Below are 21,957 nucleotides of genomic sequence, written 5' to 3'. Positions count from 1 at the left end.
ACCGAGACCTCCGAGGTTCGTGGACTGCGTCTCACGATGTCTCGGCACCCGAGCCGGCGCCATGACCCGAACGGGCCATGGCGCCACCCGGTCGGGAGGTGTTCAGGCCTGCTCGGACCTCGGGATCGTCAGCGCCAGGGCACCACCGACGACGGCGGCGACGGTCGCGACCAGGAAGCAGAGCTTGAAGGCGTCCTGGGTCGGGATCGCGAACCCACCGATCAGCTCGGTCTGCCCGGTGAGGATCGCCGCCATCACCGCGGAGGCCACGGTGGTGCCGAGCGAGCGCATGAGCGCGTTGATGCCCACGGCCGAACCGGCCTCGTTCATCGGCACGGCGTCCATGATCAGGGTCGGCATCGCGGCGTACCCGATGCCGACGCCGGCCGCGCAGACGAGCGTCGCGATCAGGATCTCCCACGGCGCATCCATCAGGAAGAACGAGAGCAGGTAGCCGGCGCCCAGCACGAAGCCGCCGAGGGCCAGCGCGTACTTGGCACCGAACGTGCGCATCAGCCAGCTCGACACCGGTGCGAGCGCCAGCATACCGAGGCCGCTCGGCGCCATCCACAGGCCGGTGGCGAGGATCGACTGGCCGAGCCCGTAGCCGGTCGCCTCCGGCATCTGCAGCAGCTGCGGGAAGACGATCGCCTGCGCCATCATCCCGAAGCCGATGGCGATGGCCGCGATGTTGGTGAGCAGCACCGGACGACGCGCGGTCACCCGGAGGTCGCAGAGCGGGTCGGTGGTGCGCAGCTCGTACCAGCCCCACACGAGCAGCACGAGCACGCCGACCACGAGGCAGCCGACGGTGCGCCCGGAGGTCCAGCCCCACTCGTTGCCCTTGGTGACGCCGACCAGCGTGACGACCAGGCCGACCGCGAGGCCGATCGCGCCGCCGACGTCGAACCGGCCGCGGTGCCCGTCGTGGACGTGCGGCACCAGGAACCAGGTGCCGAGGCCGACCAGGACGGCGAGGCCGGTGGCCACCCAGAAGAGCGCGTGCCAGTCGCCGCTCTGCACGATCCAGGCCGACAGCGGCAGGCCGATCGCACCGCCGACGCCGAGGGTCGCGCTCATGGCGGCGACCGCGGTGGTCGCCATCGCGGGCGGGACCACCTCGCGCATCAGGCTGATGCCGACCGGGATGAACCCCATGGCCAGACCCTGGAGCGTCCGACCGGCGAGCACCGGGCCGATGGTCGAGGACAGGGCACAGGTGAGCGAGCCCGCGAGGAGCAGCAGGGAGCTGCCGACGAGGACGCGCTGCTTGCCGAACAGGTCGGCGAGCCGGCCCGCGATCGGCATCGCGACGGCCGCGCCGAGCAGGGTGGCGGTGACCACCCAGGCCGCGTTGGCGGGCGAGGTGTTCAGGTAGTCGGGCAGCTGCGACTGGATCGGGATCACCAGCGTCTGCATCAGCGACACGCTCATGCCGCTGAAGCAGAGGACGATGACGGTCCACAGCGCCTTGGTGGGCGGCTGCTCCACGAGCGGCTCTGCGTCGCCCGCCGTGTTGATCGTGTCGGTCACTGGTCCTCCGTCTCGTGCGCCCGCTGTCCGACGGGCCGGTGTGCATCCTACATATGTATCGTGCACATGCGCGGTAGCATTCGTCACATGGCCGGTCCCACCCGCACGCAGCAGTCGACGCTCTCCGAGCTCGCGGACGAGCTGATGCGGGTCAGCCGGCGGCGGCACACGAACGTCGACGGCACCGAGCTCGACATGTCGGCGTTCAAGGTCCTGTGGGTCCTCTCCGACGACCGACCCCGCACCCTGCGCGAGCTCGCCGACGACCTCGACCTGGAGCTCTCGACGATCAACCGCCAGGTGAACGCCGCGATCCGCGCCGGCCTGCTGGAGAGGTTCGCGGTGCCGGGCAGCCCGAGCCGGCCCGTGCGCCCGACGCGCGAGGGACGACGGCTCTACGAGCACGACTCGGCCATCCACGCCGACCTCTACCGGTCCGTGCTCGCCGAGATGGGGGCCGACAGCGTGCGCGAGCTGACCCAGGGGCTGCGCGCGTTCAACGACGCGTACGAACGCCGGGCACCTCGACGCACCCGGGACTGAACCCCGTAGTCTCGGACCTGCCATGAACTCTCCCTCGCCGGTCAGCACCCCCGACATCGCCAGCCTCGACCAGGACCTCGGCGCCGACGGCGCCGCCGTCATCCGCTCGCTCGCTGGTCTCCTGCACGACGCCGGGCGGGTCAGCGACGTCGACGTCTTCGTCGACGCCGCCCTCGCCCGCGAGGCCCTCGGCTCGACGGTCCTGCCCGGCGGGCTCGCGATGCCGCACGCCCGCAGCCACGCCGTCACGACCTCGTCGGTCGCGGTCGCCCGGCTCGCCGAGCCGGTCACGTTCGCCTCCGGCTCCGAGCCGGTCCGGCTCGTGCTGCTGATCGCGGCGCCGGGCGACGACTCTGCCGGCTACCTGGCCCTGCTCCAGAAGATCGCCACCGCGTGCGTGAAGTTCGGGTTCGTCTCCGACCTCTCCGACGCGCGTACGCCGGAGGCCCTGGCCGAGCTCGTCAACGAGGCTGTCGGCTCGCGCTGACGCCACGGCGTACGCCGCCCGCGATCGGGTACCGCCCGGTCATGGACGACCCGGCACCGCCCCCCGAGCCCGAGCAGACGGCTCCCGCGCCTCCCGCGAAGGACCCGCTGCGCCGCTCGCGCACGAGCGGCGCGTTCGTCGCCGTCATCGCACTGGCGGTGCTGCTCCTGCTGCTGATCGTCTTCATCGCGCAGAACACCGAGGACGTGCACGTCTCGTTCCTCGCCTGGGACGGCACCACGCCGCTCGCCGTCGCCCTGCTGATCGCCGCCGTCGCCGGCATCTCGCTGACGGCCGTCGCCGGCCTGCTGCGGATCTGGCAGCTACGACGCCGGGTCCGTCGCACCTAGGACGAAGTCGGTCGCGAGCCGCTCGAAGACGGCTCCCTGGCTGAGCATCGCGTGCTTGCCGCCCTCGACCGGGACGAAGTCGACGTCGGTCGTCTCCCCGATCGCCTCGGCGACGACCCGCGCCCGCTCCGGGTCGGCGACCCGGTCGTCGGTGCCGTGCACGACCAGGACCCGACGGCCCGCGAGGTCGGCACGGTCGGTCGGGTAGACCCAGGGGTTGAGGGCGACCACGGCGCGCACGCCGTCGAGGCTGCCGGCGAGCAGCGCCGCCCGACCGCCGAGCGAGTGGCCCACGAGGCCGACCGGCAGGTCGCCGTACCGCTCGCGCACCTGGCCGATCGCCCAGGCGACGTCGTCGATCGGGGTGTGCGTGGTGTCCCAGCCGCGGTGCGAGTTCAGCAGCCGGAGCACGGCCACCCGGCCGCGACCGGCACGGGCGATCCGGCGCGCGAGCGGCACCATCCGCAGCACCGAGAGCTGGGCAGGGTGCACGGCGGTCCGACCCGGACGGGCGGCGCCTCCGTGCAGCAGCAGGACGACCGCCTCCGGTCGCTCCGGGGCGTACGTCGTGATCAGGCGGCTCGCGGGCACCCGACCAGTGTGTCCGGGCGGTGGTAGCCCCCGCGCGCAACGGCCTTTCCTCAAGACCTCCGCAAGACTCCGGCGAGAGGCTTCCCGGACGCCGTACCGCCGCCTAGAGTTCTGATCGACCCGCTGGAGACCCGAGACTCCAGCGGGTCACTTACATTTCGGGCCGGCTCGGACGCGTCGATCCCCCATCCGTGTCTACCGACTGGCAGCTGTCCGAGGCCAGCATCGGACATGGTCACTCCACTCGCTCCCAAGATGATGCAGCTGGGCACGACGTGGCGGTACAGCGATCACAGCCTCCACGCGGCCTACGACTACCCCGTCCCCGTCGGCACCACGGCGCGAGCCGTCCGCGACGGGACGATCCTCGCGACCCACGACGGTGTCGCCAACAACGTCGCGCCGAACCACGGGTTCTCGGGCGCCCCGGTCAACTTCGTGATGCTGGGCAGCACCTTCCGCGGCAGACCGATCTCGATCCTCTACCTGCACCTGTCCCCGGGCCTCAGCGTCCGCACGGGCCAGCAGGTGAAGGCCGGCCAGAAGATCGGGAGGTCCGGCAACTCCGGCCACAGCTTCGGCCCGCACCTGCACGTCGCCGTGATGTTCGGGCACCACGACGAGGCGAGCAAGTTCGCCTACCTCAGCGGCATCCCGCACGACGAGGCGCCGCCGAAGCGGGTCGCCTCCAACGGCGTCACGATCTACCCGCCCAACCAGGTCTACGGTCGCGCGAAGCCGGGGCCGTTCGACGCGGGCCTCGTCGTCGTCGACGACCTCCACTTCGGCGTCCGCGACTCCGACAGCGTCCGCCGGCTCCAGCAGCGGCTCAACCACATCAGCCTGGACCGCGGCGTCGAGCTGCCGGTCACCGGCAACTACCTGAAGATGACGCGCGACGAGGTCCGCAAGTGGCAGGTCCAGAAGGACGTGGCCGAGCCCGGCACGGAGGCCGCGGACGGGAACCTCGGGCCGCTCCAGGCCAGGAAGCTCTTCCCGAAGGCCTACCGCGTGCGGGACCACGCCTGAGCGAGAAGGAGGGGCGATGGGGCTGACCGTCCTGCACGCTCCGCTGCACGCCCCCTCGGCCCGCCTGCACCCGACCGTCGTGACCCGGCAGATCCACAAGCACCGGGCCACGATGGTCGGGCTCACCGAGGCCTACGGGATCCTGCCCGCCCTCGGCCGGATGCGCGGCTACCGGCTCGTGGTCGAGAGCGGCGGCAAGGACCGGCACCGGGGACAGAAGGACAACCCGATCCTGATCCGTACGGCGATGCGCTCGCTCGGCTCGGGGCAGGTCCTCGGCTGCGACGCCGCGACCCCGCTGCGGATCGCGCCCGAGCGGTGGTTCACCTACTCGGCGTTCGAGGTGCCGCACGTCGGGGCCGTCTGCCACGTCGTCCTGCACCCGCACGCCGGCGTGCAGGACAAGGCCAGCGGCCTGCTCCGCACCGACAACGACCGGGCCCGTCAGTACGGCCGCCAGATGAAGGGCCTCGAGGCGATGCTCGACTTCGCGGCCGCGGTGGGCTGGCGCGCCGTGGTCACGGGCGACCTGAACTTCCGCGACCACGGCACCGACCCGCGCTCGCCGTACGACATCCTGCGTGGGCACGGCCTCAAGGTCGTGTCCCGCGGGCTCGACTGCATCGCCTTCGCCCCGGCGCTCGGCCTCGACGTCGACGTGGTCCACGCCCCGGCGTCGATCACCGACCACCCGTGGCTGGTGGGCCGGAGCCGCTAAGCCGCGACGCCGGCGCTCCGGGCCGCGCGCAGGGTGGTGGACCACCACACCAGGTCGTCGAACATCGCGTCGACGGAGGGGCGGATGGCGTCGGCGACGTCGTCGATCGGACCGTTGCCGCCGAACGGGTGGACCTTGAAGAGGTCGCTGCCGCTCAGGTGCACCGAGAACTTCGACGGCACCATCTGCAGCTCGATCGCGGCGCCGCGCAGGTGCTCGATCGCGCGGGCGCCACCGACACTGCCGTAGCCGAACGCCGCGAACGGCTTGCGCACCCACTCGACGTACGCCTGGTCGAGCGCGTTCTTCAGCGCGGCGGCCATCGAGTGGTTGTACTCCGCGACCATGAACACGTAGCCGTCGTACGGCCGGATCGCGTCCTGCCAGGCGACCGCCCGCGGGTCAGCACTGGGCAGGTGCAGGTTGGAGCCGGCCTCGGCGAAGAACGGCAGGTCGAAGTCACGCAGGTCGACGCTCTCGAGGGTGAGGTCGTCACGGGCTGACGCCTGGTCGAGCAGCCACTGGGCCGGCTTGTCGGCGAAGCGCTGGGGACGGGTGGAGCCGATCACGAGGGCCAGGCGGGGCGGGGTGCTCACAGCGGCTTCCTTCGGGTTCGTCTAGGTAGTAAGTTCCTTGTGGTAACCACCATTGCGCGGAGATCGCCCGCCTGCAAGAAGGCACTTCGGGCACACCAGGTCACCCGCAGGTGACCGCCCCTCGGAGGAGCAACGTCATGGTCGACAGCCGCACCTGTGCCCGCGACGGCTCGGACGGCGAGGCCTGCACCACGATCGCCGACATGCTCGCCCGCGTCGGCGACAAGTGGTCGCTGCTCATCGTCCGGACCCTGGGGGCCGGGCCCCTGCGCTTCAACGAGCTGCGCCGCCAGGTCGGCGACATCAGCCAGAAGATGCTCTCCTCGACGCTGAAGGTGCTCGAGCGCGACGGCCTGGTCAGCAGGACGGTCGTCGCGAGCGTGCCGCCGCAGGTCGAGTACGCCCTCACCGACCTCGGTCACGAGCTCCTGGGACCGGTGCGCGAGCTCGCCGAGTGGACGAGCACGAACACGCCCCGCATCCTCACCGCGCGCGCGGCGTACGACGCACGCGCGGCCGGTGGTTGAGCGGTCAGCGACTCAGCGACGAGGCGGGAACGCCGCGCGGGAGAGGAGCGCCAGCACGGCCGCTGACGCGACGATCGCCGCCGCCGTCCAGGCCACCGAGGTCAGCCCCGACTGGTCCATGACCGCGGCCCCGATGGCGGCTCCGCCGCCGATCCCGGCGTTGCTGCTCGCATTGATCCAGGCACCCGCGGTCTCCGGCGAGCTCGCCGACGTACGGATCGACGCCGACTGGTAGAGCGAGGCCGCCGGTCCGAACGCCGCGAGCCAGACCATGCCGGTCAGGACGACCGGGACGAGGTGCGGGTAGGCCATCGCCACCGCAGCGATGCCGACGGCCATCAGCGCCGGGACCGCGATCGCGCTCGCCCGCGGACGGTGGTCGAGCTGCGCGGCGGCGACCCGCAGGCCCACCAGCCCGCACGCCCCGAAGAGCAGCAGTGTCGGCCCGACCCACCGGTCACCCGCCCCCGAGTCGAGCAGCAGGACGCTGATGTAGGTGTAGAGCACGTAGGTGCCGAGGTAGGTCAGGCCGTTGGCCACGACGACGGTGGCGAGGTCGCGCCGGCGGCCGCGGTGCGCGCTGTGGTCGTCACCTGTCGCGACGACGGGCGGGAGCACGACCAGCGCGAGCACGAGGACAAGCGTGACCAGCACGGCCAGGCTCGCGAACGCGACCCGCCACCCGAAGGCCGTGCCGATCGCCGTCGACAGGGGTACGCCGAGGACGAGGCCGCCGGACACCCCGACCGCGGCGAGCGCCATCGCCCGCCCGGTCAGGTGCGGCGGGACCAGCCGGGCGGCGTACCCGATGCAGACCGAGAAGAAGAGCGCGTGGGTGATGCCGCCGACCACCCGGCCGGCCGCGAGCACCCCGAAGGTCGGCGCGAGCGCGGCGACCACGTTGCTCACGGCGTACCCGCCGATCGTGACGAGCAGGAGCGGCTTGCGCGGCATCCGCCTCGTGGCCAGCGCGAGCGGGACGGAGAGGACCGCGACCATCACGGCGTACGCGGTGACCAGCAGGCCGGCCCGGCCGTTGCTCACCTCGAACGCGTCGCTGATCTGCGCGAGCAGACCGACGGGCAGGAGCTCGGTCGTGACGGCGGCGAAGACGGCAGCCGCGAGGACCGTCAGACCCGTGCGCGCCTCGCCCAGCCCGGCGTGGAGGTCCGGCCGGGGCGACGTCACCGGCCCACCCTCTCACCCGCGTTCGAGCGGGAGCGACATGGATGGAGCCGCCTGTCAGAATCGAACTGACGACCTTCTCATTACGAGTGAGATGCTCTACCGACTGAGCTAAGGCGGCGTGCTGCCCGTCGTGGCGACCGGGCAACCCGAGGAAGTATAGGGAAGGGCCGGCCCGGGTGCGAAACCGGCGCCGCACCCCGGAGAAGCACCCCGAAATGCACGATGCCCGGATCGCACAGATCCGGGCATGCGGCCCCCGTCCGGGCGACGAACGCGACTACGTCGGCCGGCGGGTTGCTGAGGTGAGCCAGTGGCTCAGGCGGCGAGGACGACCTTCGGGGTGGCGGTCGACTTCTTGCCGGTGACCAGGGTCTGGTCGGCGCCGCACCAGCAGGTGAAGGCGACGACGATGCCGCGGTCGGTGTTGCTCATGGCGGTCACCATGCTCGGGAAGATGAGCTGGCGCTTCTCGCAGGCGGTGCACTGGTGGTCGAACATGGTGACCTCACTCTCTGGCCCTCGGACGGGGACTGCGGGACGGGGCTCCTGCCACCGTCGACGACTCCATTCTCCGACGGATGTAGACATAGGGGTAGCCTTAGTTTCCTTCAGAAACCGAAGGCAAGTCCTAGGGGTGTGACCGTGCTCTCGCTGCATCAGCTCACCTGCTTCCTCGCGACCTACGAGCACGGCTCGCTGACGGGCGCCGCGGAGCAGCTCGGCTACGCCCAGCCGTCGGTCTCGGAGCAGATCCGGGCCCTCGAGAAGTCGCTCGGCGTGCAGCTCTTCCGTCGGGTCGGGCGGGGCGTCGTCCCCACCACGGTGGCCGACACGCTGCGCCCGCACGCCGAGCGGGTGCTGGCCGCGGTCGAGGAGGCGCAGCAGTCGGTACGCCGGGTGAAGAGCTTCGAGACCGGCACCATCCGCTTCGGGATGTTCGGCACCGCCCGGTTGTACGCCGGGGCGGGGCTGGTCGCCGACGTCCTGTCCCGCTACCCGGGCGTCCGCGTCGAGCTGATCGGGCAGAACTCGACGGACGTGCAGGAGGACCTGCGCCGGGGCCGGATCGAGGCCGCGATGATCGCCGTACCGTCCGTCAACAGCGAGGGCTTCGAGGTCACGCCGGTCGCGCGCGACGAGCTCGTCTACATCAGCCGCGACCCGGCCCGGCTCGAGTCACCGGTGACCGCGCACCGGCTCGCGCTGGCGTCGCTGGTGATGCCCGAGACGACCTGGCGCGCGGACGACTCGACCCGCAAGGTGCTGCGCCAGATGCTGCACGAGACCGGTCGCAACCCGCAGACCCGGATCGAGGTCGAGGACGTCGAGACGGCGGTCGAGCTGGTCGGCATGGGCTACGCGGACTCGGTGATCCCCAAGGGCGCCGCAGTGCAGCTGCTCCCACGGCTCGCTCCGGAGGCGGGATGGGTGTCGCTGCGCCCGCGCACCTATGACACGTTCGCGATCGTGCACCGAGCCGGTGCGACGCTCTCCCCCGCTGCGCAGCTGATGATCCAGCTGGCGACCAACCGGATCCAGGCCATCGCCGACCCTCTGTGACGCACGTAGGCTCGACGGCATGACTGCCGAGTCCGTCGTCCGGGACCTGCTCGACCACCTCTCCGCCGGCGAGGTCGAGGAGGCGATCGAGCTGCTCGACGTGGACGTCGAGTGGCGCAACACCTTCCTGCCCACCTTCCGGGGTCCGCAGGTCGCCAAGGCGCTGCGGGACATGGTCGCGCGTGGCATCGGGTTCGAGGTCGAGCACCGCCACGTCGCGGCCACCGGCGACGTCGTCCTCACCGACCGCACCGACGTGCTCTCCTACGGTCGCTGGCGCAGCGAGTTCTGGGTGCGCGGGACCTTCGAGGTGCGCGACGGCAAGGTCGTCGTCTGGGACGACGCCTTCAGCTGGGTGGACGCGATCGGCTCCGGCGTCCTCGGCCTGGTGAAGGGCATCCTGCCGGCCTGACAGGCCCTACGCTTCGAGGCGTGTGCGACACCTTCGTGATCCGCGGGTCGGGCGGCATGCTGCTGGCCAAGAACTCCGACCGCGACCCCAACGAGGCGCAGCTCTGGGAGTGGACCCCGGCCGCCGACCACGAGGCCGACGAGGTCGTGCGCACGACGTACGTCGCGGTGCCGCAGGTCGCGCGCACCCACGCGACGGTCGTGTCCCGGCCGTGGTGGATGTGGGGCGCCGAGATGGGTGCCAACGAGCACGGCGTCGCGATCGGCAACGAGGCGGTGTTCACCAAGGAGAAGGCGTCCCTCGAGCCCGGGCTGCTCGGCATGGACCTGCTGCGGCTCGCGCTGGAGCGGGCGACGTCCGCGCGCGAGGCCGCCGAGGTGGTCGTCGCGCTGCTCGAGGAGCACGGGCAGAGCGGCCCGTGCAGCGCCGAGCACCGACGCTTCACCTACCACAACAGCTTCCTGGTCGCCGACCGCGAGAGCGCGATCGTGCTCGAGACCGCCGGCCGGCACTGGGCGACCGAGGACGTGCGCGGCCGCGCCCGCAGCATCAGCAACGGTCTGACGATCCCGGGCTTCGCCGAGACGTACGCCGACCAGCTGCGCGGCCGGGTCGCTGCCTGCGCCGTACGACGTGGGCTGACCGAGCAGCGCGCGGCGGACACCCACGGGGTGCACGGCGCGATCAAGGTGCTGCGCGACAACGGCACCGGCGCCGGGCCGCGGTGGTCGCCGCTCAACGGCTCGATGGTCGGCCCCAACATGCACGCGGGCGGCCTGCTCGCCTCCAGCCAGACGGTGTCGTCGTGGGTGAGCGACCTGGGCGCCGGGACGCACTGGGCGACCGGCACCAGCGACCCGGCGTTCTCGCTCTTCGCACCGCTGCGGGTCGACGAGCCGGTCACGGAGGCGGCCTACCCCACGAAGGACGTCGACAACCGGCGCGACCAGCACTCGCTGTGGTGGCAGCAGGCGGCGCTCCAGCGTCGCGCGCAGCGCCACTGGCTCCGGTCGGAGCGGGTGATCGCGGCGGACCGCGACCGGATCCAGCGACGGTGGTTGGCCGACCGGCCGACCGCCGAGGACGCGCTCGCGCAGGGCGCGGAGGCCCGCGAGCGGTGGCGCGCCGGGATCGACGGCGTGACCGCCCGGGACACCAGGCCGTGGTGGGTGCAGCGCCGGTGGGCCGGCTTCGAGCGGGCGGCGACGGCATGACCGACGTCATCGTCGTGGGCGCCGGTCTCGCGGGGCTCAGCGCCGCACGGTCCGTGCAGGCGAGCGGCCGGTCCGTCGTGGTCGTCGAGGCGCGCGACCGCGTGGGCGGGCGCACCGAGGCGGGGCGTCTCGAGGACGGTCAGTGGATCGAGCTCGGCGGGCAGTGGATCGGGCCCACGCAGGACCGGATGTACGAGCTGGTCGGCGAGCTCGGGCTGACCCCGATCCCGACGTACAACGACGGCGACATCGTCTTCGGGCTGTGCGGGCGCACCGGCCGCCTGGCCGGCAAGAAGGGCGCGATCCCGCGCCTCAACCCGTTCGCGATCGCCGACCTCGCCCAGGGCACGCTCCGCTTCGCCCGGCTGGCCAGGCGCATCGACCTCGAGCGGCCGTGGGAGTCGCCGGACGCCGAGCTGCTGGACGGGCAGACCTTCCGCACCTGGGTGCGCCGCAACCTGCGGACCCCGCAGGGCCGCGCCTACTTCGAGCTCTACTGCGAGGCCGTCTTCTCCGCCGGCCTGTCCGACGTGTCGCTGCTGCACGCGCTCTTCTACACGCACTCCGGCACCGACATGGACACCCTGATGGCGGTCGACCGCGGTGCGCAGCAGGACCGGATCGACGGCGGCTCCTTGCTCATCAGCGAACGCATGGCGGCCGACCTCGACGTCCGGCTGTCGTCGCCGGTGCGGACGGTCTCGCAGATGTCGTCCGGTGTCCGGGTGACGACGCGGGACGGCACGTCGTACGACGCGGCGCGGGCGATCATCACCCTGCCACCGACCCTGGCCGGGCGGCTCGAGTACGACCCGGTCCTGCCGTCGTGGCGTGACCAGCTCACCCAGAAGCTGCCGGCGGGCAGCGTCTTCAAGGTCTACGCCGTCTACCCGACGCCGTTCTGGCGCGAGGACGGCCTCAACGGCCAGGCCGGCTCGGACGTCGGGCCGGTCAAGGTCACGTTCGACAACACGCCGCCGGGCTACGAGCGCGGCATCCTGATGGGCTTCATCGAGGCCGGCGACGGCCGCCACTGGGCCCGGCGTACGCCGGAGGAGCGGCGGGCGGCCGTCGTCGAGTCGTTCGTGCGCTACTTCGGGCCGCGCGCCGCCGAGCCGCTGGAGTACGTCGAGCGCGACTGGATGGCCGAGGAGTTCAGCCGCGGCTGCTACGGCGCGCACCTCGCCCCCGGCGTCTGGACGTCGTACGGCGCGGCCCTGCGGGAGCCGGTCGGCCGCCTGCACTGGGCCGGCGCCGAGTGCAGCCCGGTCTGGAACGGCTACATGGAGGGCGCCGTCCGCTCCGGCGAGGCCACCGCCGCCGAGGTGCTGCGGCTCCTCTGACAGCCAACCCGGCGTCAGTGGGTGACCAGGTGCGCCTTGAGCAGCTGGTCGTCGGTGGGGGTGAGCGCGTCGTCGCCGGCCTGGAGGTCGACGTGGTGGATCGCGCCGGTGAAGGGGAAGCCGCGACTCCCCCCGGTGACAGGCCCGTAGTCGGTCGTCACCGGGGTGCCGCGGTCGAGGCCGACGTCGAGGGTCTGGTCCATCGAGAAGAAGAACGGCAGGGTCCGCTCGACCCGGCCGGAGCCGGCCTTCTCGCCGTCCACCACCAGCTGCACGTCGCCGCCGCGGCCGAGGCCGCCACCGTCGTACGTGAAGAGCACCTCGACCACGTGACTGCCTGCGGCCAGCGGCGTCGCGGCCCGCACGTGGGTGACCGTCACCGCGCCGAAGTTGTAGGCGTAGGTGAGCAGCCCGTCCTTCACGTAGAGCGACCAGCCGCCGAAGCCGCCGCCCTGCGCGACGAGCACGCCCTCGGTGCCGGTGCCGGACGCGAACGAGGCACGGATGGCGAAGGACGTGTTCTTCAGGCTGGGTACGGCGTCCTCGCGCAGCCGGCCGGCACCGGGCAGCAGCCGGATCGACCGCGGCGGCGCCGGGCGCCCGGCCGTGCGGGCGTCGAAGCGACCGGAGAGCTGGTCGTCCATCGGCAGCACGTGGTTGCGTCGCGCCTCGCTGAGGAAGAGCGCCTGCAGGTCGGCCAGCAGCTCCGGCTCGTCAGCGGCCACGTCGCGCGCCTGGGTCCAGTCGGTGCGGGTGTCGTAGAGCTCCCACCGGTCGCCGGACAGGCTCGGGGTGTCGGTCTGCGCGGTCGCCCACGGGGTCTTGTGCTTCGCGACCGCGGTCCAGCCCTCGTGGTAGATCCCGCGGTTGCCGAACATCTCGAAGTACTGCGTGGTGTGCCGCTCCGGCGCTCCTGCGTCGTTGAAGGAGTACCGGAACGACACACCGTCCAGGGGTTGCTGCTCGACACCGTCGACCACGGACGGCACCGGGACGCCGGCGGCCTCGAGCAGCGTCGGCAGCACGTCGACGACGTGGTGCCACTGGTGGCGGACCTCACCGCGCGCCTCGATGCCGTCGGGCCAGTGCACGACGAGGCCGTTGCGGGTGCCGCCGTAGTGCGAGGCGACCTGCTTGGTCCACTGGTACGGCGTGTCCATCGCGACCGCCCAGCCCACCGGGTAGTGCGCATAGCTCTCCGGGGTGCCGACCTTGTCGAGCTCGCTCGCGATCCGGGCGGTGTCGTCGTCGATGCCGTTGAGCCGCAGCGTCTCGTTGAGGGTGCCCTCGATGCCGCCCTCCGCCGAGGCGCCGTTGTCGCCCAGGATGTAGAGGACGATGGTGTTGTCGAGCTCGCCGGACTCCCGCAGCGACTCGACCAGCCGGCCGACCTGGGCGTCCGTGTGCTCGGCGAAGGCGGCGTACACCTCCATCAGCCGCTCGGCCACCTCGCGGTCGGCGTCGGAGATGTCGTCCCAGTGCGGGACGCCCGGCGTCCACGGCGCGAGCTCCGCGTCGGGCGGGACGACGCCGAGCTCCTGCTGGCGCCGGAGGGTGCGCTCGCGCTGCTCGTCCCAGCCGTGCGCGAACTCGCCGCGGTACTTGTCGGCCCACCCCTCGCGCACCTGGAACGGCGCGTGCGTGGCACCGAACGCGAGGTAGCAGAACCACGGCTTGTCCGGCGCGTGGGTGCGTACGTCGCGCACCCACCCCTGCGCCCGGTCCACCAGGTCCTCCGACAGGTGGTAGCCCTCCGCAGCCGTCCTCGGCGGGTCGACGAACGTCGTGCCCTCGACCAGGGTCGGCTCGAACTGGCTGGCCTCGCCGCCGAGGAACCCGTAGAAGCGGTCGAAGCCCTCGCGGGTCGGCCAGCGGTCGAACGGCCCGGCGGCGGTCTGCTCCCACGACGGCGTCTGGTGCCACTTGCCGAAGGCGCCGGTGGCGTAGCCGTTGTAGGACAGCGTCTGCGCCAGGGTGCCGGCACTGAGCGGCCGGGTGGCGTCGTACCCCGGACGGCCGGTGGAGATCTCCACGACCGTGCCCATGCCGACGGCGTGGTGGTTGCGCCCGGTCATCAGCGCGGCCCGCGTCGGCGAGCACAGCGCGGTGGTGTGGAAGCGGCTGTAGCGCAGACCGTCGTCGGCGAGCTGCTCGGCGACCGGCATCCGGCACGGACCGCCGAAGGCGGACGAGGCGCCGAAGCCCATGTCGTCGAGCAGGATCACCAGGACGTTCGGCGCACCCTCGGGCGCCTTCGCGAGCGGCCGGTGCGGCAGCGCCTCGGTCTGGTCGCGGACGTCGACCGCGGCGGAGTACGTCGGGCGGGTGCCGTCGAAGGGCAGGTGGGTGCGGTCCATGGAGATCTCCTCAGGCGATCTGCTCGCGCAGCGCCGGGCCGGTGGCGTCGCGCACAGTGGGGTCGGGGACGGGGACGGCGGCGAGCAGCTGCCGGGTGTAGTCGTGGGTCGGCGCGCCGAAGACCCGGGCGGCCGGGCCGGACTCGACAACCTTGCCGGCGCGCAGCACGGCGACCTGGTCGGCGACCTTGTTGACGACGGCGAGGTCGTGGCTGATGAAGACGCACGCGAAACCCAGCCGCTGCTGGAGGTCCGCGAACAGGTCCAGCACCTCGGCCTGCACCGACACGTCGAGCGCACTCGTCGGCTCGTCGGCGATCAACAGCTCCGGGTCGAGGGTCAGCGCCCGAGCCAGCGCGACCCGCTGGCGCTGGCCACCGGACAGCTCGCGCGGACGACGCCGGGCGAACGACGCCGGCAGGCGTACGGCGTCGAGCAGCTCGGCCACCCGGGTGTCCCGGTCCTTGCGGCCGCTGATCCCGTGGACGTCGAGCGGCTCCCGGATCGCCTCGGCGATGGAGAAGCGCGGGTCGAGCGACGCCTCGGGGTCCTGGTGCACGAACGCCAGCCGCCGCCGCAGGTCCACCCGCCGTCGGCCCCGGGCGCGGACCAGGTCCTCCCCGCCGACCCGCACCGAGCCGCCGGCGAGCGGCACCAGTCCGGCGGCCAGCCGGCCGAGGGTGGTCTTGCCGGAACCCGACTCGCCGACCAGGCCGAGCACCTGGCCGCGCTCGAGCCGCAGGGTGACGCCGTCGACGGCGGGCAGCACGCGGCCACGCATCCGCGACCCGTACTGGACCCGCACGTCGTCGTACTCCAGCGCCGCGACGGCGTCGGCCGGCACCTCGGGGGTGGGCACGGCGTGCACCCGCTCGTCCGGGCCGGGCAGCCGCGGCACCGCGGCGAGGAGCTGGCGCGTGTAGGCGTGCCGCGGGTCGACGAAGAGGTCGCGCGTGGACGCCTCCTCCACGACCTCGCCCTGGCGGAGCACGACGACCCGGTCGGCCAGGTGGGCGACCACGCCCATGTTGTGGGTGATGATCAGGATGCTGGTGCCGGTGCGGTCCCGGATCCGCCGCAGCAGCGCCAGGATCTCGGCCTGCACGGTGACGTCGAGGGCCGTCGTCGGCTCGTCGGCCAGCAGCAGCTCCGGCTCGTTGGCGAGCGCGAGCGCCAGGACCACGCGCTGCTTCTGGCCACCCGAGAGCTGGTGCGGGTAGAAGCCCAGCCGCTCCTCGGGGTCGGGGATCTCGACCTCGCGGAGCAGCTCGACGGCGCGCGCCTTGGCGGCCTTGCCGCGGACCCCGCCGTGCGCGCGCAACGCCTCGGCGATCTGCCACCCGATGGTGCGCACCGGGTTGAGCGCGGTCTGCGGCTCCTGGAAGACCATTGCCACCCGGCGGCCGCGGATCGCGTTGTACGACGTCTCGGGCAGGCCGAGCAGCTCGTCGCCGCGCAGCCGGATCGAGCCGGTCGCGACGGCGCCGTCGGGGAGCAAGCCGATGACCGCGCGCGCGGTCAACGACTTGCCCGACCCGGACTCACCGACGAGGGCGACGACCTCCCCCTCGTCGACGGTCACGCTGACCGACCGGACCGCCGGTCGGGGGTGGGAGAAGGAGATGGCGAGGTCGGTGACCTCGAGCAGGGGTGTGTTCACGGTTGCTTCCTTCCTCAAGCCCTGCGGGCTTCGGCGAGTGCCTGGGAGACGAGCAGCAGGCCGAGCACCAGCGCCACGACGACGGCGAGCGGGCCGACCGCGAAGAACGGCGCGTCGTACATGTTGCGGACGCCGTCGCGGATCAGGGAGCCGAGCGACGGCTGGGGCGGGCGCACGCCGAGGCCGAGGAAGCTCAACGCTCCCTCGATGAAGACGGCCACCGACATCGACACCGCGAGCTGGACCAGCAGCGGCTCCAGGGAGTTGGGCAGCACGTGCCGTCGCAGCTGCCACAGGGAGCCGGCGCCGACCACGTGGGCGGCCTCGACGTACGGCATCTCCCGGACGGTGCGCACCGAGGTGCGGGTCAGGCGGCCGAAGACCGGCAGCTCGACGGCCACGATGACGAAGAAGACGGTGCGCAGGCCCGGACCGACGAACGCCGTCAGCCCGATCGCCAGGATCAGCGTTGGGAAGGCCAGGACCAGGTCGAAGACCCGCTGGGCGACGACGTCGGTGAAGGTCCACCAGCTGGAGATCAGGCCGAAGAGGATGCCGATCGTCGCGCCGATGGGGACCGCGAGGAAGACGACGAGCAGGTCGGTCCGGATCCCGTAGAGGGTGCGCGAGAAGATGTCGCGGTTGACCTCGTCGGTGCCGAACCAGTGCGCACCCGACGGGCCGACCAGGTTGGCGCCCGGGATCTGCTCGGTCGGGCCGTGCGGGGCGAGCAGCGGCCCGAGCAGGCCGAGGGCGACCACGGCACCGATCAGGATCAGCCCGGCCAGGCCCTTGCCGCGGCGCAGCGCGGTCCAGATGCCGGGCCGGCGCCGGGTGTCGAACTGGTCGTCGGGGTGCGACGCCTCCGGCGCCGCGACGTCGATCAGGGACTCGCTCATGCCGTTCCTCCGATGCGGACGCGCGGGTCGAGCCACGCGTGGATGACGTCGGTCAGCAGCTGGATCGCGACGAAGACGACGACCGAGAGCAGCAGCAGCACCTGGACGAGCGGGTAGTCCCGCCCGGAGATGGCCTCCTCGATCAGCCCGCCGAGACCCGGCCAGGTGAAGATCGCCTCGACGAGCACGGCGCCACCGAGCAGGGTGCCGAACTGGATGCCGAGGACCGTGACAGCCGACGGCAGCGCGTTGCGGAGCGCCTGGGTGAGCACGATCCGGCGCCGCGGGATGCCGAGCGCCCGTGCCGTCGTGACGTAGGGCTGGCGCAGCTCGGTGCGCAGCGCCTCGGTGAGGAAGCGGGTGAGCGCCGCTCCCGCACCGAGGGCCAGGCAGACCGCGGGCAGCAGCAGGTACTGCGCGGCGATGTCGGGGCGGGCGAGGAACCCGTCCGGCGGGGTGCCGCCGGCCGGCAGCACCGGGAAGACGACCGCGAAGAGCAGGATCAGCACCAGCCCGGTGACGAACGTCGGCAGCGCGATCGCCAGGGTGTTGCCGAACGACAGCGCGGCGTTGACCCACCGGTTGTCGAGGACGACCGCCAGCACGCTGCACACGAGCGCGACGATCGCGGCGAGCAGCAGGGCGGTTGCGGTCAGCACGATCGTGTTGACCGCCCCGTCGGCGACCAGGTCCTTGACCTGGCCGCCGATCCGGTACGACGTACCGAAGTCGCCGTGGGCGAGCTGGCCCAGCCAGTGCACGTACTGCGTCACCAGCGGCTGGTCGAGCCCGAGGTCGGACCGGATCGCGGCCCGCGCCTCGGGGCTCGCGTCCGGTCCGGCCAGGGTGGAGACCGGGTCGCCCGGGACCATCCGCACCAGGGCGAAGATCCCGAACGACGCGATCGCCAGCACGACCAGCGCCGACGGCAGTCGACGGAGCAGGTAGTGACCCATGTCAGTCCGCCCTCAGTCCGAGAGGTACGTCGACCGGAGGTCGAGCTCGCCGCGCTTGGACATGTTCAGGTCGTGCACGGACTTCGTCTCGGCGGTCTGGAAGTGCAGGAGCGCCATCTCGATGAGGAAGAGGTTGTCGAGGAGGTCCTTGTTGAGCTTCTGGTACTCCGCGACCGCCTCCGGCGAGTCGCCGCTGTCCTGGTTCCAGGCCGCGTCCGCGTGCTCCTTGTACGCCTTGGAGACGAAGTGCGAGGCGTTCTTGTCGGCGTTGAACGGGTAGGCGCTGACCGCCAGCGTCGACGGCGTGTAGTGCGCGTAGCCGTGCTGGAGGATCCACAGGCCGCCGAAGGTGCCGCCGATGAGCTGCTTGATGAACTGGCTGTACTCGGCCGGCTGGAGCTGGGTCTTGATGCCGACGGCCCCCAGGTTGGCCTGCACGATCTGGGCGACGGCCTCGTAGTTGGCGTTGCCCGCGGGGTAGGCCAGCGGGATGGTCGGGCTGTCCCCGAGCTGGGCGACCAGCTCCTTGGCCTTGTCGGGGTCGTAGGTGTAGGTCTTGTTGGCCTCCGCGTCGTACGCCGGCGAGTAGTCGGGCCACGGCAGGTTGATCGGCGTGCCCTGGCCGCGGAAGACCTCGTCGACGATCCGCTCGCGGTCGATCGCGAAGGCGATCGCCTGGCGCAGCTTGACGTCCTGGAGGTCGGGGTTGGCCAGGTCGGCGCCGACGTAGATCTGCTGGACGGCACCGTCGAAGCCGGTGACGTCGAACTTGCTGTCCTTGCCGAGCGTCTCGAGGTCGCGGTTGGACGCACCGGTGACCAGGTCGAGCTGGCCCGAGCGGAGCTGGGAGACCTGGGCCTGCGGGTCGGAGACGATGTCGACCTCGATGCCGTCGAGGTGCGGCTCGTCGCCCCAGTAGTCGTCGTTCTTCGAGAAGGTCAGCTTCGAGCTCGGGGTCCAGGAGTCGAACTTGAACGGCCCGGTGCCGACGTAGGCCTTGCCGGTCTTGAGCTGGTCGAAGGTCTCGCTGTCGATGATCGGCAGCATGTCGAGCAGGTCGAACACGTTGCTGAGCTTGTGGTCGAAGCTCAGCGTGATCGCGTGCGGGTCGCTGGTGTCGAAGCCGGTGATCGCCGCGGCGGTGCGCTGGAGCTGGACGGTCCAGGTCGGGTCCGCCCAGGTCTTGATGCTGAACTCCACGTCCTTGGACGTGAACTCGCGTCCGGTGTGGAACTTCACGTCGTCGCGCAGCTGGAGGGTGATCGACAGCCCGTCCTTGGCCACCTGCCAGGAGGTCGCCAGCCGCGGCTGCGGCTCCAGGTTGTCGAGCGGGTAGTCGATGAGGCTGTCGTAGACGGCACCGATCAGGGTGTTGGTCGCGTCGGAGGAGTTGGTGAAGATCGACGCGGGGACGATGTCGGAGGTCGAGCCGATGCGCAGCGTGCCGCCGTCGGTGGGACCGGAGTCACCGCCGCTGGCGCCGCTGGCCTCGTTGACTGCCGACGAGCAGGAGGACAGGACGCCGACGACCAGCAGGCCGACGACGGCGAGCGCTAGGGCGTGGAGGGGACGGGTGGATCTACGCACAGGGGCGTCCTTTCGGAGGGTGGTGCATCTCGGGGAGGAGGGGTCGGGTGGGGCAGGTCAGGCGATGACGTGCTCGGGGCACGGGACGGCGCCCTGACATCGCTCCCGCGCCTGTCGGGGTACGGCGGCGAGCGGGTCGTCGTAGACGGGGCCGAGCGCGACGGTCCCGGCGGCGACGGCCTGGATGCCGGCGCCGAAGCGGGTGAAGCTCGGGGTGAGCTCGGGGAGCCTGGTCGTCTCGGCGAAGGAGGCGACGACCTCGTCCAGGAGGGGCGGGAAGCCGGTGAACGCCTGGCCGACGAGGATCAGCCGGTCGGGGTCGACCATGTCGCGCACGGTCGCGGCGACCCGGCCGAGCAGCCGGGCCCGCTTGCGCAGCAGCGCCATCGCCTGGTCCGAGCCGGAGCTCGCCGCGAGGTAGACGTCCTCGATCTGCCGACGCTGGACCAGGCCGGCGGCGTACGCCTCCTGGGCGGTCGCCTGGTCGCCGGCGCTCGCCGAGAAGCAGCCTGCGTGGCCGCAGTGGCAGGGCACATCGGTGCCGGACGGGAAGTGGGTGAGGCTGCCGACCCGGGACACCTCGACCTGGACGTCGCGGTCCACGGCCATCACGAAGCCGGCCGAGTTGCGCGCGTAGACGTAGGTCGTGATGCCGCCGGTGCCGTGCCTGCGGTGGATGAACTCCGCGGCGGCGACGGCGGCGATGTGGTCGGCGGTCGTGACGTCGAGCCCGAGCAGCTCCTCGAGCGCGGCACCCGTGGTGCGGGCGTCCAGGCCCAGGTCGCGCCAGGGCGCCACCAGCCCGGCGGCGAGCGGGACCCGGCCCGGCGAGGTCGCGAGCAGGTCGGCCGCCAGCCGGGCGATCAGCTCCAGGTCGAGCGCGGCGCCGAGGGCGTGCGGGCGGGACTCGCTGGCCACGACGCGCCCGCCGAGGTCGCAGAGCGCGACGGTGGTCTCGAGCACGCCCTGGTGCACGCCGACGACGACGTACGTCGTGGGGTCGATCTCGACCGGTGTCCCCGGCCTCCCGACGACGCCGGCGGGGATCAGGTCGCGACGCTCGCGCACCAGGCCTGCGTTGCTCAGCGACGTCACCGCGCGGGCGATGGTGGCCCCGCTCAGGTCGGTGGCCTTCGCGAGCTGGTCACGAGCCAGCGGACCGGCGCCGCGGAGCTCCTCCAGGACGCGCGTCGCCGCCGAGGCGAGCCTGCCCCGGGAGACGACGACCATCGGCGAACGCTGCACCCCGCACCCCTTCTCGATCCCTGGCGTAATGTCGAGTGACTTGATTGACTATAGGGATTAATAGCGGATGCGAGACGTCGTCTCAAACTCCGACGCGCCGTTCGAGTCAGCGTGAGAGAAACCCTTGGCCCGGGCCGCCGGGCTCCGGACAGTGGCGACAGACCAACTCTGAAAGGACCCTCATGACCATCAGCCTCGACCGGGAGACCGGCTCCGTCACCAGCAACGTCACCGTCACCAAGCTCGGTGGGCGCATCGGTGCTCGCATCGACGGCGTCCGTCTCGGCGCCGACCTCGGCGACGCGACCGTGGCCTCGATCCGGGCCGCGCTCCTCGAGCACAAGGTGATCTTCTTCCGCGGCCAGACGCACCTCGACGACGAGGGCCAGATCGCCTTCGCCGAGCAGCTCGGCCAGCTCACCACCGCCCACCCGACGGTCAACACCGGCAGCGCGCGGGTGCTCAGCCTCGCGGCCAACAAGGGCATGGCGGCCAACAGCTGGCACACCGACGTGACGTTCGTGGACCGGGTCCCGGCGATCAGCGTGCTCCGCGGCGTCGCCATCCCGGCGTACGGCGGCACCACCAACTGGGCCAACACCGTCACGGCGTACGAGACGCTGCCGGACTCGCTCAAGGCCCTCGTCGAGAACCTCTGGGCCGTGCACACGAACGACTACGACTACGCGGCGACGGCCGAGCGGGGCGACGCGGTCAACTACGACAAGGACAACGTCTTCAAGCGCCAGGAGTTCACGCGCATCCCGTTCCAGACCGAGCACCCGGTCGTGCGGGTGCACCCCGAGACCGGCGAGCGCGCGCTCGTGCTCGGCCACTTCGTGAAGAACTTCGTCGGCCTCAACACCGCCGAGTCGCACGCGCTCTTCCAGCTGCTCCAGAACCGGGTCACCAAGCTCGAGAACACCATCCGGTGGACCTGGTCGCAGGGCGACGTGGCGGTCTGGGACAACCGCGCCACGCAGCACTACGCGGTCGCGGACTTCGACGAGCAGTACCGCGAGGTCCGGCGGATCACCGTCGCCGGCGACGTGCCGGTCAGCATCGACGGCGAGCACAGCCGCGTGATCCAGGGCGACGCCTCGGCGTTCTCCCGCCTGGACGAGCTCATCTCCTGACGCTCGCCTCCTGATCCGGAGCCCCG

General features: G+C 71.9%; 22 protein-coding genes and 1 tRNA gene. 11 read left to right on the top strand and 12 right to left on the bottom strand.

From position 1 onward, the window contains the following. Positions 1-102 precede the first annotated feature (102 nt). Positions 103-1,533, bottom strand: coding sequence for an MFS transporter (locus ACFPYL_RS03465; protein WP_379150366.1), 1,431 nt, complete (start codon positions 1,531-1,533; stop codon positions 103-105). An 87-nt stretch (positions 1,534-1,620) separates the two neighbouring features. Between ACFPYL_RS03465 and ACFPYL_RS03460 the strand changes: the two genes are divergently transcribed. The 3 genes from ACFPYL_RS03460 to ACFPYL_RS03450 are packed head-to-tail and all read left to right on the top strand — an operon-like array spanning position 1,621 to position 2,913. Then, positions 1,621-2,076: a MarR family winged helix-turn-helix transcriptional regulator gene (locus ACFPYL_RS03460; protein ID WP_379150364.1), complete on the top strand. Its 456-nt coding sequence runs from the start codon at positions 1,621-1,623 to the stop codon at positions 2,074-2,076. A gap of 22 nt (positions 2,077-2,098) precedes the next feature. Further along, a complete protein-coding gene (locus ACFPYL_RS03455; RefSeq protein ID WP_379150362.1) occupies positions 2,099-2,563 on the top strand; it encodes a PTS sugar transporter subunit IIA in 465 nt (154 codons plus the stop codon). A gap of 41 nt (positions 2,564-2,604) precedes the next feature. Next, the gene (locus tag ACFPYL_RS03450; protein ID WP_379150360.1) at positions 2,605-2,913 is read left to right on the top strand and encodes a lipopolysaccharide assembly protein LapA domain-containing protein; all 309 of its coding nucleotides are present in this window, start codon (positions 2,605-2,607) and stop codon (positions 2,911-2,913) included. On the opposite strand, the gene ACFPYL_RS03445 is transcribed toward ACFPYL_RS03450, so the two are convergent. Next, a complete protein-coding gene (locus tag ACFPYL_RS03445; RefSeq protein ID WP_379150358.1) occupies positions 2,887-3,504 on the bottom strand; it encodes an alpha/beta hydrolase in 618 nt (205 codons plus the stop codon). The genes ACFPYL_RS03450 and ACFPYL_RS03445 overlap by 27 nt on opposite strands. A 231-nt stretch (positions 3,505-3,735) precedes the next feature. Here ACFPYL_RS03445 and ACFPYL_RS03440 point away from each other — a divergent pair, with 231 nt between their 5' ends. Together ACFPYL_RS03440 and ACFPYL_RS03435 are read left to right on the top strand one after the other, a co-directional pair. After that, the gene (locus ACFPYL_RS03440; protein WP_379150356.1) at positions 3,736-4,533 is read left to right on the top strand and encodes a peptidoglycan DD-metalloendopeptidase family protein; all 798 of its coding nucleotides are present in this window, start codon (positions 3,736-3,738) and stop codon (positions 4,531-4,533) included. Between the two features lie 16 nt (positions 4,534-4,549). Then, positions 4,550-5,251 (top strand): hypothetical protein, encoded by a 702-nt coding sequence (locus ACFPYL_RS03435; RefSeq protein WP_379150354.1) that lies wholly within the window; start codon positions 4,550-4,552, stop codon positions 5,249-5,251. Here the strand turns inward: ACFPYL_RS03435 and ACFPYL_RS03430 are convergent. Then, positions 5,248-5,847: an NADPH-dependent FMN reductase gene (locus ACFPYL_RS03430; RefSeq protein WP_379150352.1), complete on the bottom strand. Its 600-nt coding sequence runs from the start codon at positions 5,845-5,847 to the stop codon at positions 5,248-5,250. The genes ACFPYL_RS03435 and ACFPYL_RS03430 overlap by 4 nt on opposite strands. Positions 5,848-5,984: 137 nt before the next feature. Here ACFPYL_RS03430 and ACFPYL_RS03425 point away from each other — a divergent pair, with 137 nt between their 5' ends. Then, entirely contained in the window at positions 5,985-6,374 is a 390-nt protein-coding gene (locus ACFPYL_RS03425; RefSeq protein WP_379150350.1) for a winged helix-turn-helix transcriptional regulator, read from the top strand. A 12-nt stretch (positions 6,375-6,386) separates the two neighbouring features. On the opposite strand, the gene ACFPYL_RS03420 is transcribed toward ACFPYL_RS03425, so the two are convergent. From ACFPYL_RS03420 to ACFPYL_RS03410, 3 genes are all read right to left on the bottom strand, one after another. After that, positions 6,387-7,562 (bottom strand): MFS transporter, encoded by a 1,176-nt coding sequence (locus tag ACFPYL_RS03420; protein WP_379150348.1) that lies wholly within the window; start codon positions 7,560-7,562, stop codon positions 6,387-6,389. A 42-nt stretch (positions 7,563-7,604) separates the two neighbouring features. Continuing rightward, a tRNA-Thr gene (locus ACFPYL_RS03415) sits at positions 7,605-7,680 on the bottom strand. A 197-nt stretch (positions 7,681-7,877) separates the two neighbouring features. Beyond that, on the bottom strand, positions 7,878-8,060 hold the full coding sequence (locus tag ACFPYL_RS03410) for a hypothetical protein (protein ID WP_379150347.1): 183 nt from the start codon (positions 8,058-8,060) through the stop codon (positions 7,878-7,880). A gap of 144 nt (positions 8,061-8,204) precedes the next feature. On the opposite strand from ACFPYL_RS03410, the gene ACFPYL_RS03405 reads away from it, so the two are divergent. From ACFPYL_RS03405 to ACFPYL_RS03390, 4 genes are read left to right on the top strand one after another with little or no spacing between them, the layout of a single operon-like run. Continuing rightward, positions 8,205-9,122, top strand: a complete 918-nt coding sequence (locus ACFPYL_RS03405; protein WP_379150345.1) for a LysR family transcriptional regulator — start codon at positions 8,205-8,207, stop codon at positions 9,120-9,122. 19 nt (positions 9,123-9,141) lie between these two features. Further along, on the top strand, positions 9,142-9,534 hold the full coding sequence (locus tag ACFPYL_RS03400; protein WP_379150343.1) for a limonene-1,2-epoxide hydrolase family protein: 393 nt from the start codon (positions 9,142-9,144) through the stop codon (positions 9,532-9,534). Between the two features lie 20 nt (positions 9,535-9,554). After that, entirely contained in the window at positions 9,555-10,748 is a 1,194-nt protein-coding gene (locus ACFPYL_RS03395; RefSeq protein ID WP_379150341.1) for a carcinine hydrolase/isopenicillin-N N-acyltransferase family protein, read from the top strand. After that, on the top strand, positions 10,745-12,091 hold the full coding sequence (locus tag ACFPYL_RS03390) for a flavin monoamine oxidase family protein (protein ID WP_379150339.1): 1,347 nt from the start codon (positions 10,745-10,747) through the stop codon (positions 12,089-12,091). Before ACFPYL_RS03395 ends, ACFPYL_RS03390 begins: the two co-directional genes overlap by 4 nt. 14 nt (positions 12,092-12,105) lie before the next feature. Here the strand turns inward: ACFPYL_RS03390 and ACFPYL_RS03385 are convergent, their stop codons facing one another. Genes ACFPYL_RS03385 through ACFPYL_RS03360 form a run of 6 tightly spaced genes read right to left on the bottom strand, consistent with a single transcriptional unit; the run spans position 12,106 to position 20,795 of the window. Then, complete coding sequence (locus ACFPYL_RS03385; RefSeq protein ID WP_379150337.1) at positions 12,106-14,448, bottom strand: arylsulfatase; 2,343 nt, start codon at positions 14,446-14,448, stop codon at positions 12,106-12,108. Between the two features lie 10 nt (positions 14,449-14,458). Then, entirely contained in the window at positions 14,459-16,108 is a 1,650-nt protein-coding gene (locus tag ACFPYL_RS03380) for a dipeptide ABC transporter ATP-binding protein (protein ID WP_379150335.1), read from the bottom strand. A gap of 14 nt (positions 16,109-16,122) precedes the next feature. Continuing rightward, positions 16,123-17,007 carry an ABC transporter permease gene (locus ACFPYL_RS03375; protein ID WP_379150333.1) on the bottom strand — a complete coding sequence of 295 codons (885 nt, stop codon included), beginning with the start codon at positions 17,005-17,007 and terminating at the stop codon, positions 16,123-16,125. After that, complete coding sequence (locus tag ACFPYL_RS03370; protein ID WP_379150331.1) at positions 17,004-17,963, bottom strand: ABC transporter permease; 960 nt, start codon at positions 17,961-17,963, stop codon at positions 17,004-17,006. Before ACFPYL_RS03370 ends, ACFPYL_RS03375 begins: the two co-directional genes overlap by 4 nt. Before the next feature lie 12 nt (positions 17,964-17,975). Next, positions 17,976-19,550, bottom strand: coding sequence for an ABC transporter substrate-binding protein (locus tag ACFPYL_RS03365; protein WP_379150329.1), 1,575 nt, complete (start codon positions 19,548-19,550; stop codon positions 17,976-17,978). 57 nt (positions 19,551-19,607) lie between these two features. Next, the gene (locus tag ACFPYL_RS03360) at positions 19,608-20,795 is read right to left on the bottom strand and encodes an ROK family transcriptional regulator (RefSeq protein ID WP_379150327.1); all 1,188 of its coding nucleotides are present in this window, start codon (positions 20,793-20,795) and stop codon (positions 19,608-19,610) included. Between the two features lie 182 nt (positions 20,796-20,977). On the opposite strand from ACFPYL_RS03360, the gene ACFPYL_RS03355 reads away from it, so the two are divergent. Beyond that, positions 20,978-21,931 carry a TauD/TfdA dioxygenase family protein gene (locus ACFPYL_RS03355; RefSeq protein ID WP_379150325.1) on the top strand — a complete coding sequence of 318 codons (954 nt, stop codon included), beginning with the start codon at positions 20,978-20,980 and terminating at the stop codon, positions 21,929-21,931. Positions 21,932-21,957 lie beyond the last annotated feature (26 nt).

The organism is Nocardioides hankookensis, assembly GCF_042658885.1.
Classification (GTDB): domain Bacteria; phylum Actinomycetota; class Actinomycetes; order Propionibacteriales; family Nocardioidaceae; genus Nocardioides; species Nocardioides hankookensis.
Note: the sequence above shows the minus strand (reverse complement) of the source record. Positions and strands in the feature narration are given on the sequence as shown.

Coding starts and splice junctions, on each gene's coding strand:
- ACFPYL_RS03435 (WP_379150354.1), top strand. CDS start 4,550: ATGGGGCTGACCGTCCTGCACGCTCCGCTGCACGCCCCCTCGGCCCGC.
- ACFPYL_RS03390 (WP_379150339.1), top strand. CDS start 10,745: ATGACCGACGTCATCGTCGTGGGCGCCGGTCTCGCGGGGCTCAGCGCC.
- ACFPYL_RS03440 (WP_379150356.1), top strand. CDS start 3,736: ATGGTCACTCCACTCGCTCCCAAGATGATGCAGCTGGGCACGACGTGG.
- ACFPYL_RS03370 (WP_379150331.1), bottom strand. CDS start 17,963: ATGGGTCACTACCTGCTCCGTCGACTGCCGTCGGCGCTGGTCGTGCTG.
- ACFPYL_RS03385 (WP_379150337.1), bottom strand. CDS start 14,448: ATGGACCGCACCCACCTGCCCTTCGACGGCACCCGCCCGACGTACTCC.
- ACFPYL_RS03425 (WP_379150350.1), top strand. CDS start 5,985: ATGGTCGACAGCCGCACCTGTGCCCGCGACGGCTCGGACGGCGAGGCC.
- ACFPYL_RS03400 (WP_379150343.1), top strand. CDS start 9,142: ATGACTGCCGAGTCCGTCGTCCGGGACCTGCTCGACCACCTCTCCGCC.
- ACFPYL_RS03410 (WP_379150347.1), bottom strand. CDS start 8,060: ATGTTCGACCACCAGTGCACCGCCTGCGAGAAGCGCCAGCTCATCTTC.
- ACFPYL_RS03375 (WP_379150333.1), bottom strand. CDS start 17,007: ATGAGCGAGTCCCTGATCGACGTCGCGGCGCCGGAGGCGTCGCACCCC.
- ACFPYL_RS03455 (WP_379150362.1), top strand. CDS start 2,099: ATGAACTCTCCCTCGCCGGTCAGCACCCCCGACATCGCCAGCCTCGAC.
- ACFPYL_RS03450 (WP_379150360.1), top strand. CDS start 2,605: ATGGACGACCCGGCACCGCCCCCCGAGCCCGAGCAGACGGCTCCCGCG.
- ACFPYL_RS03460 (WP_379150364.1), top strand. CDS start 1,621: ATGGCCGGTCCCACCCGCACGCAGCAGTCGACGCTCTCCGAGCTCGCG.
- ACFPYL_RS03355 (WP_379150325.1), top strand. CDS start 20,978: ATGACCATCAGCCTCGACCGGGAGACCGGCTCCGTCACCAGCAACGTC.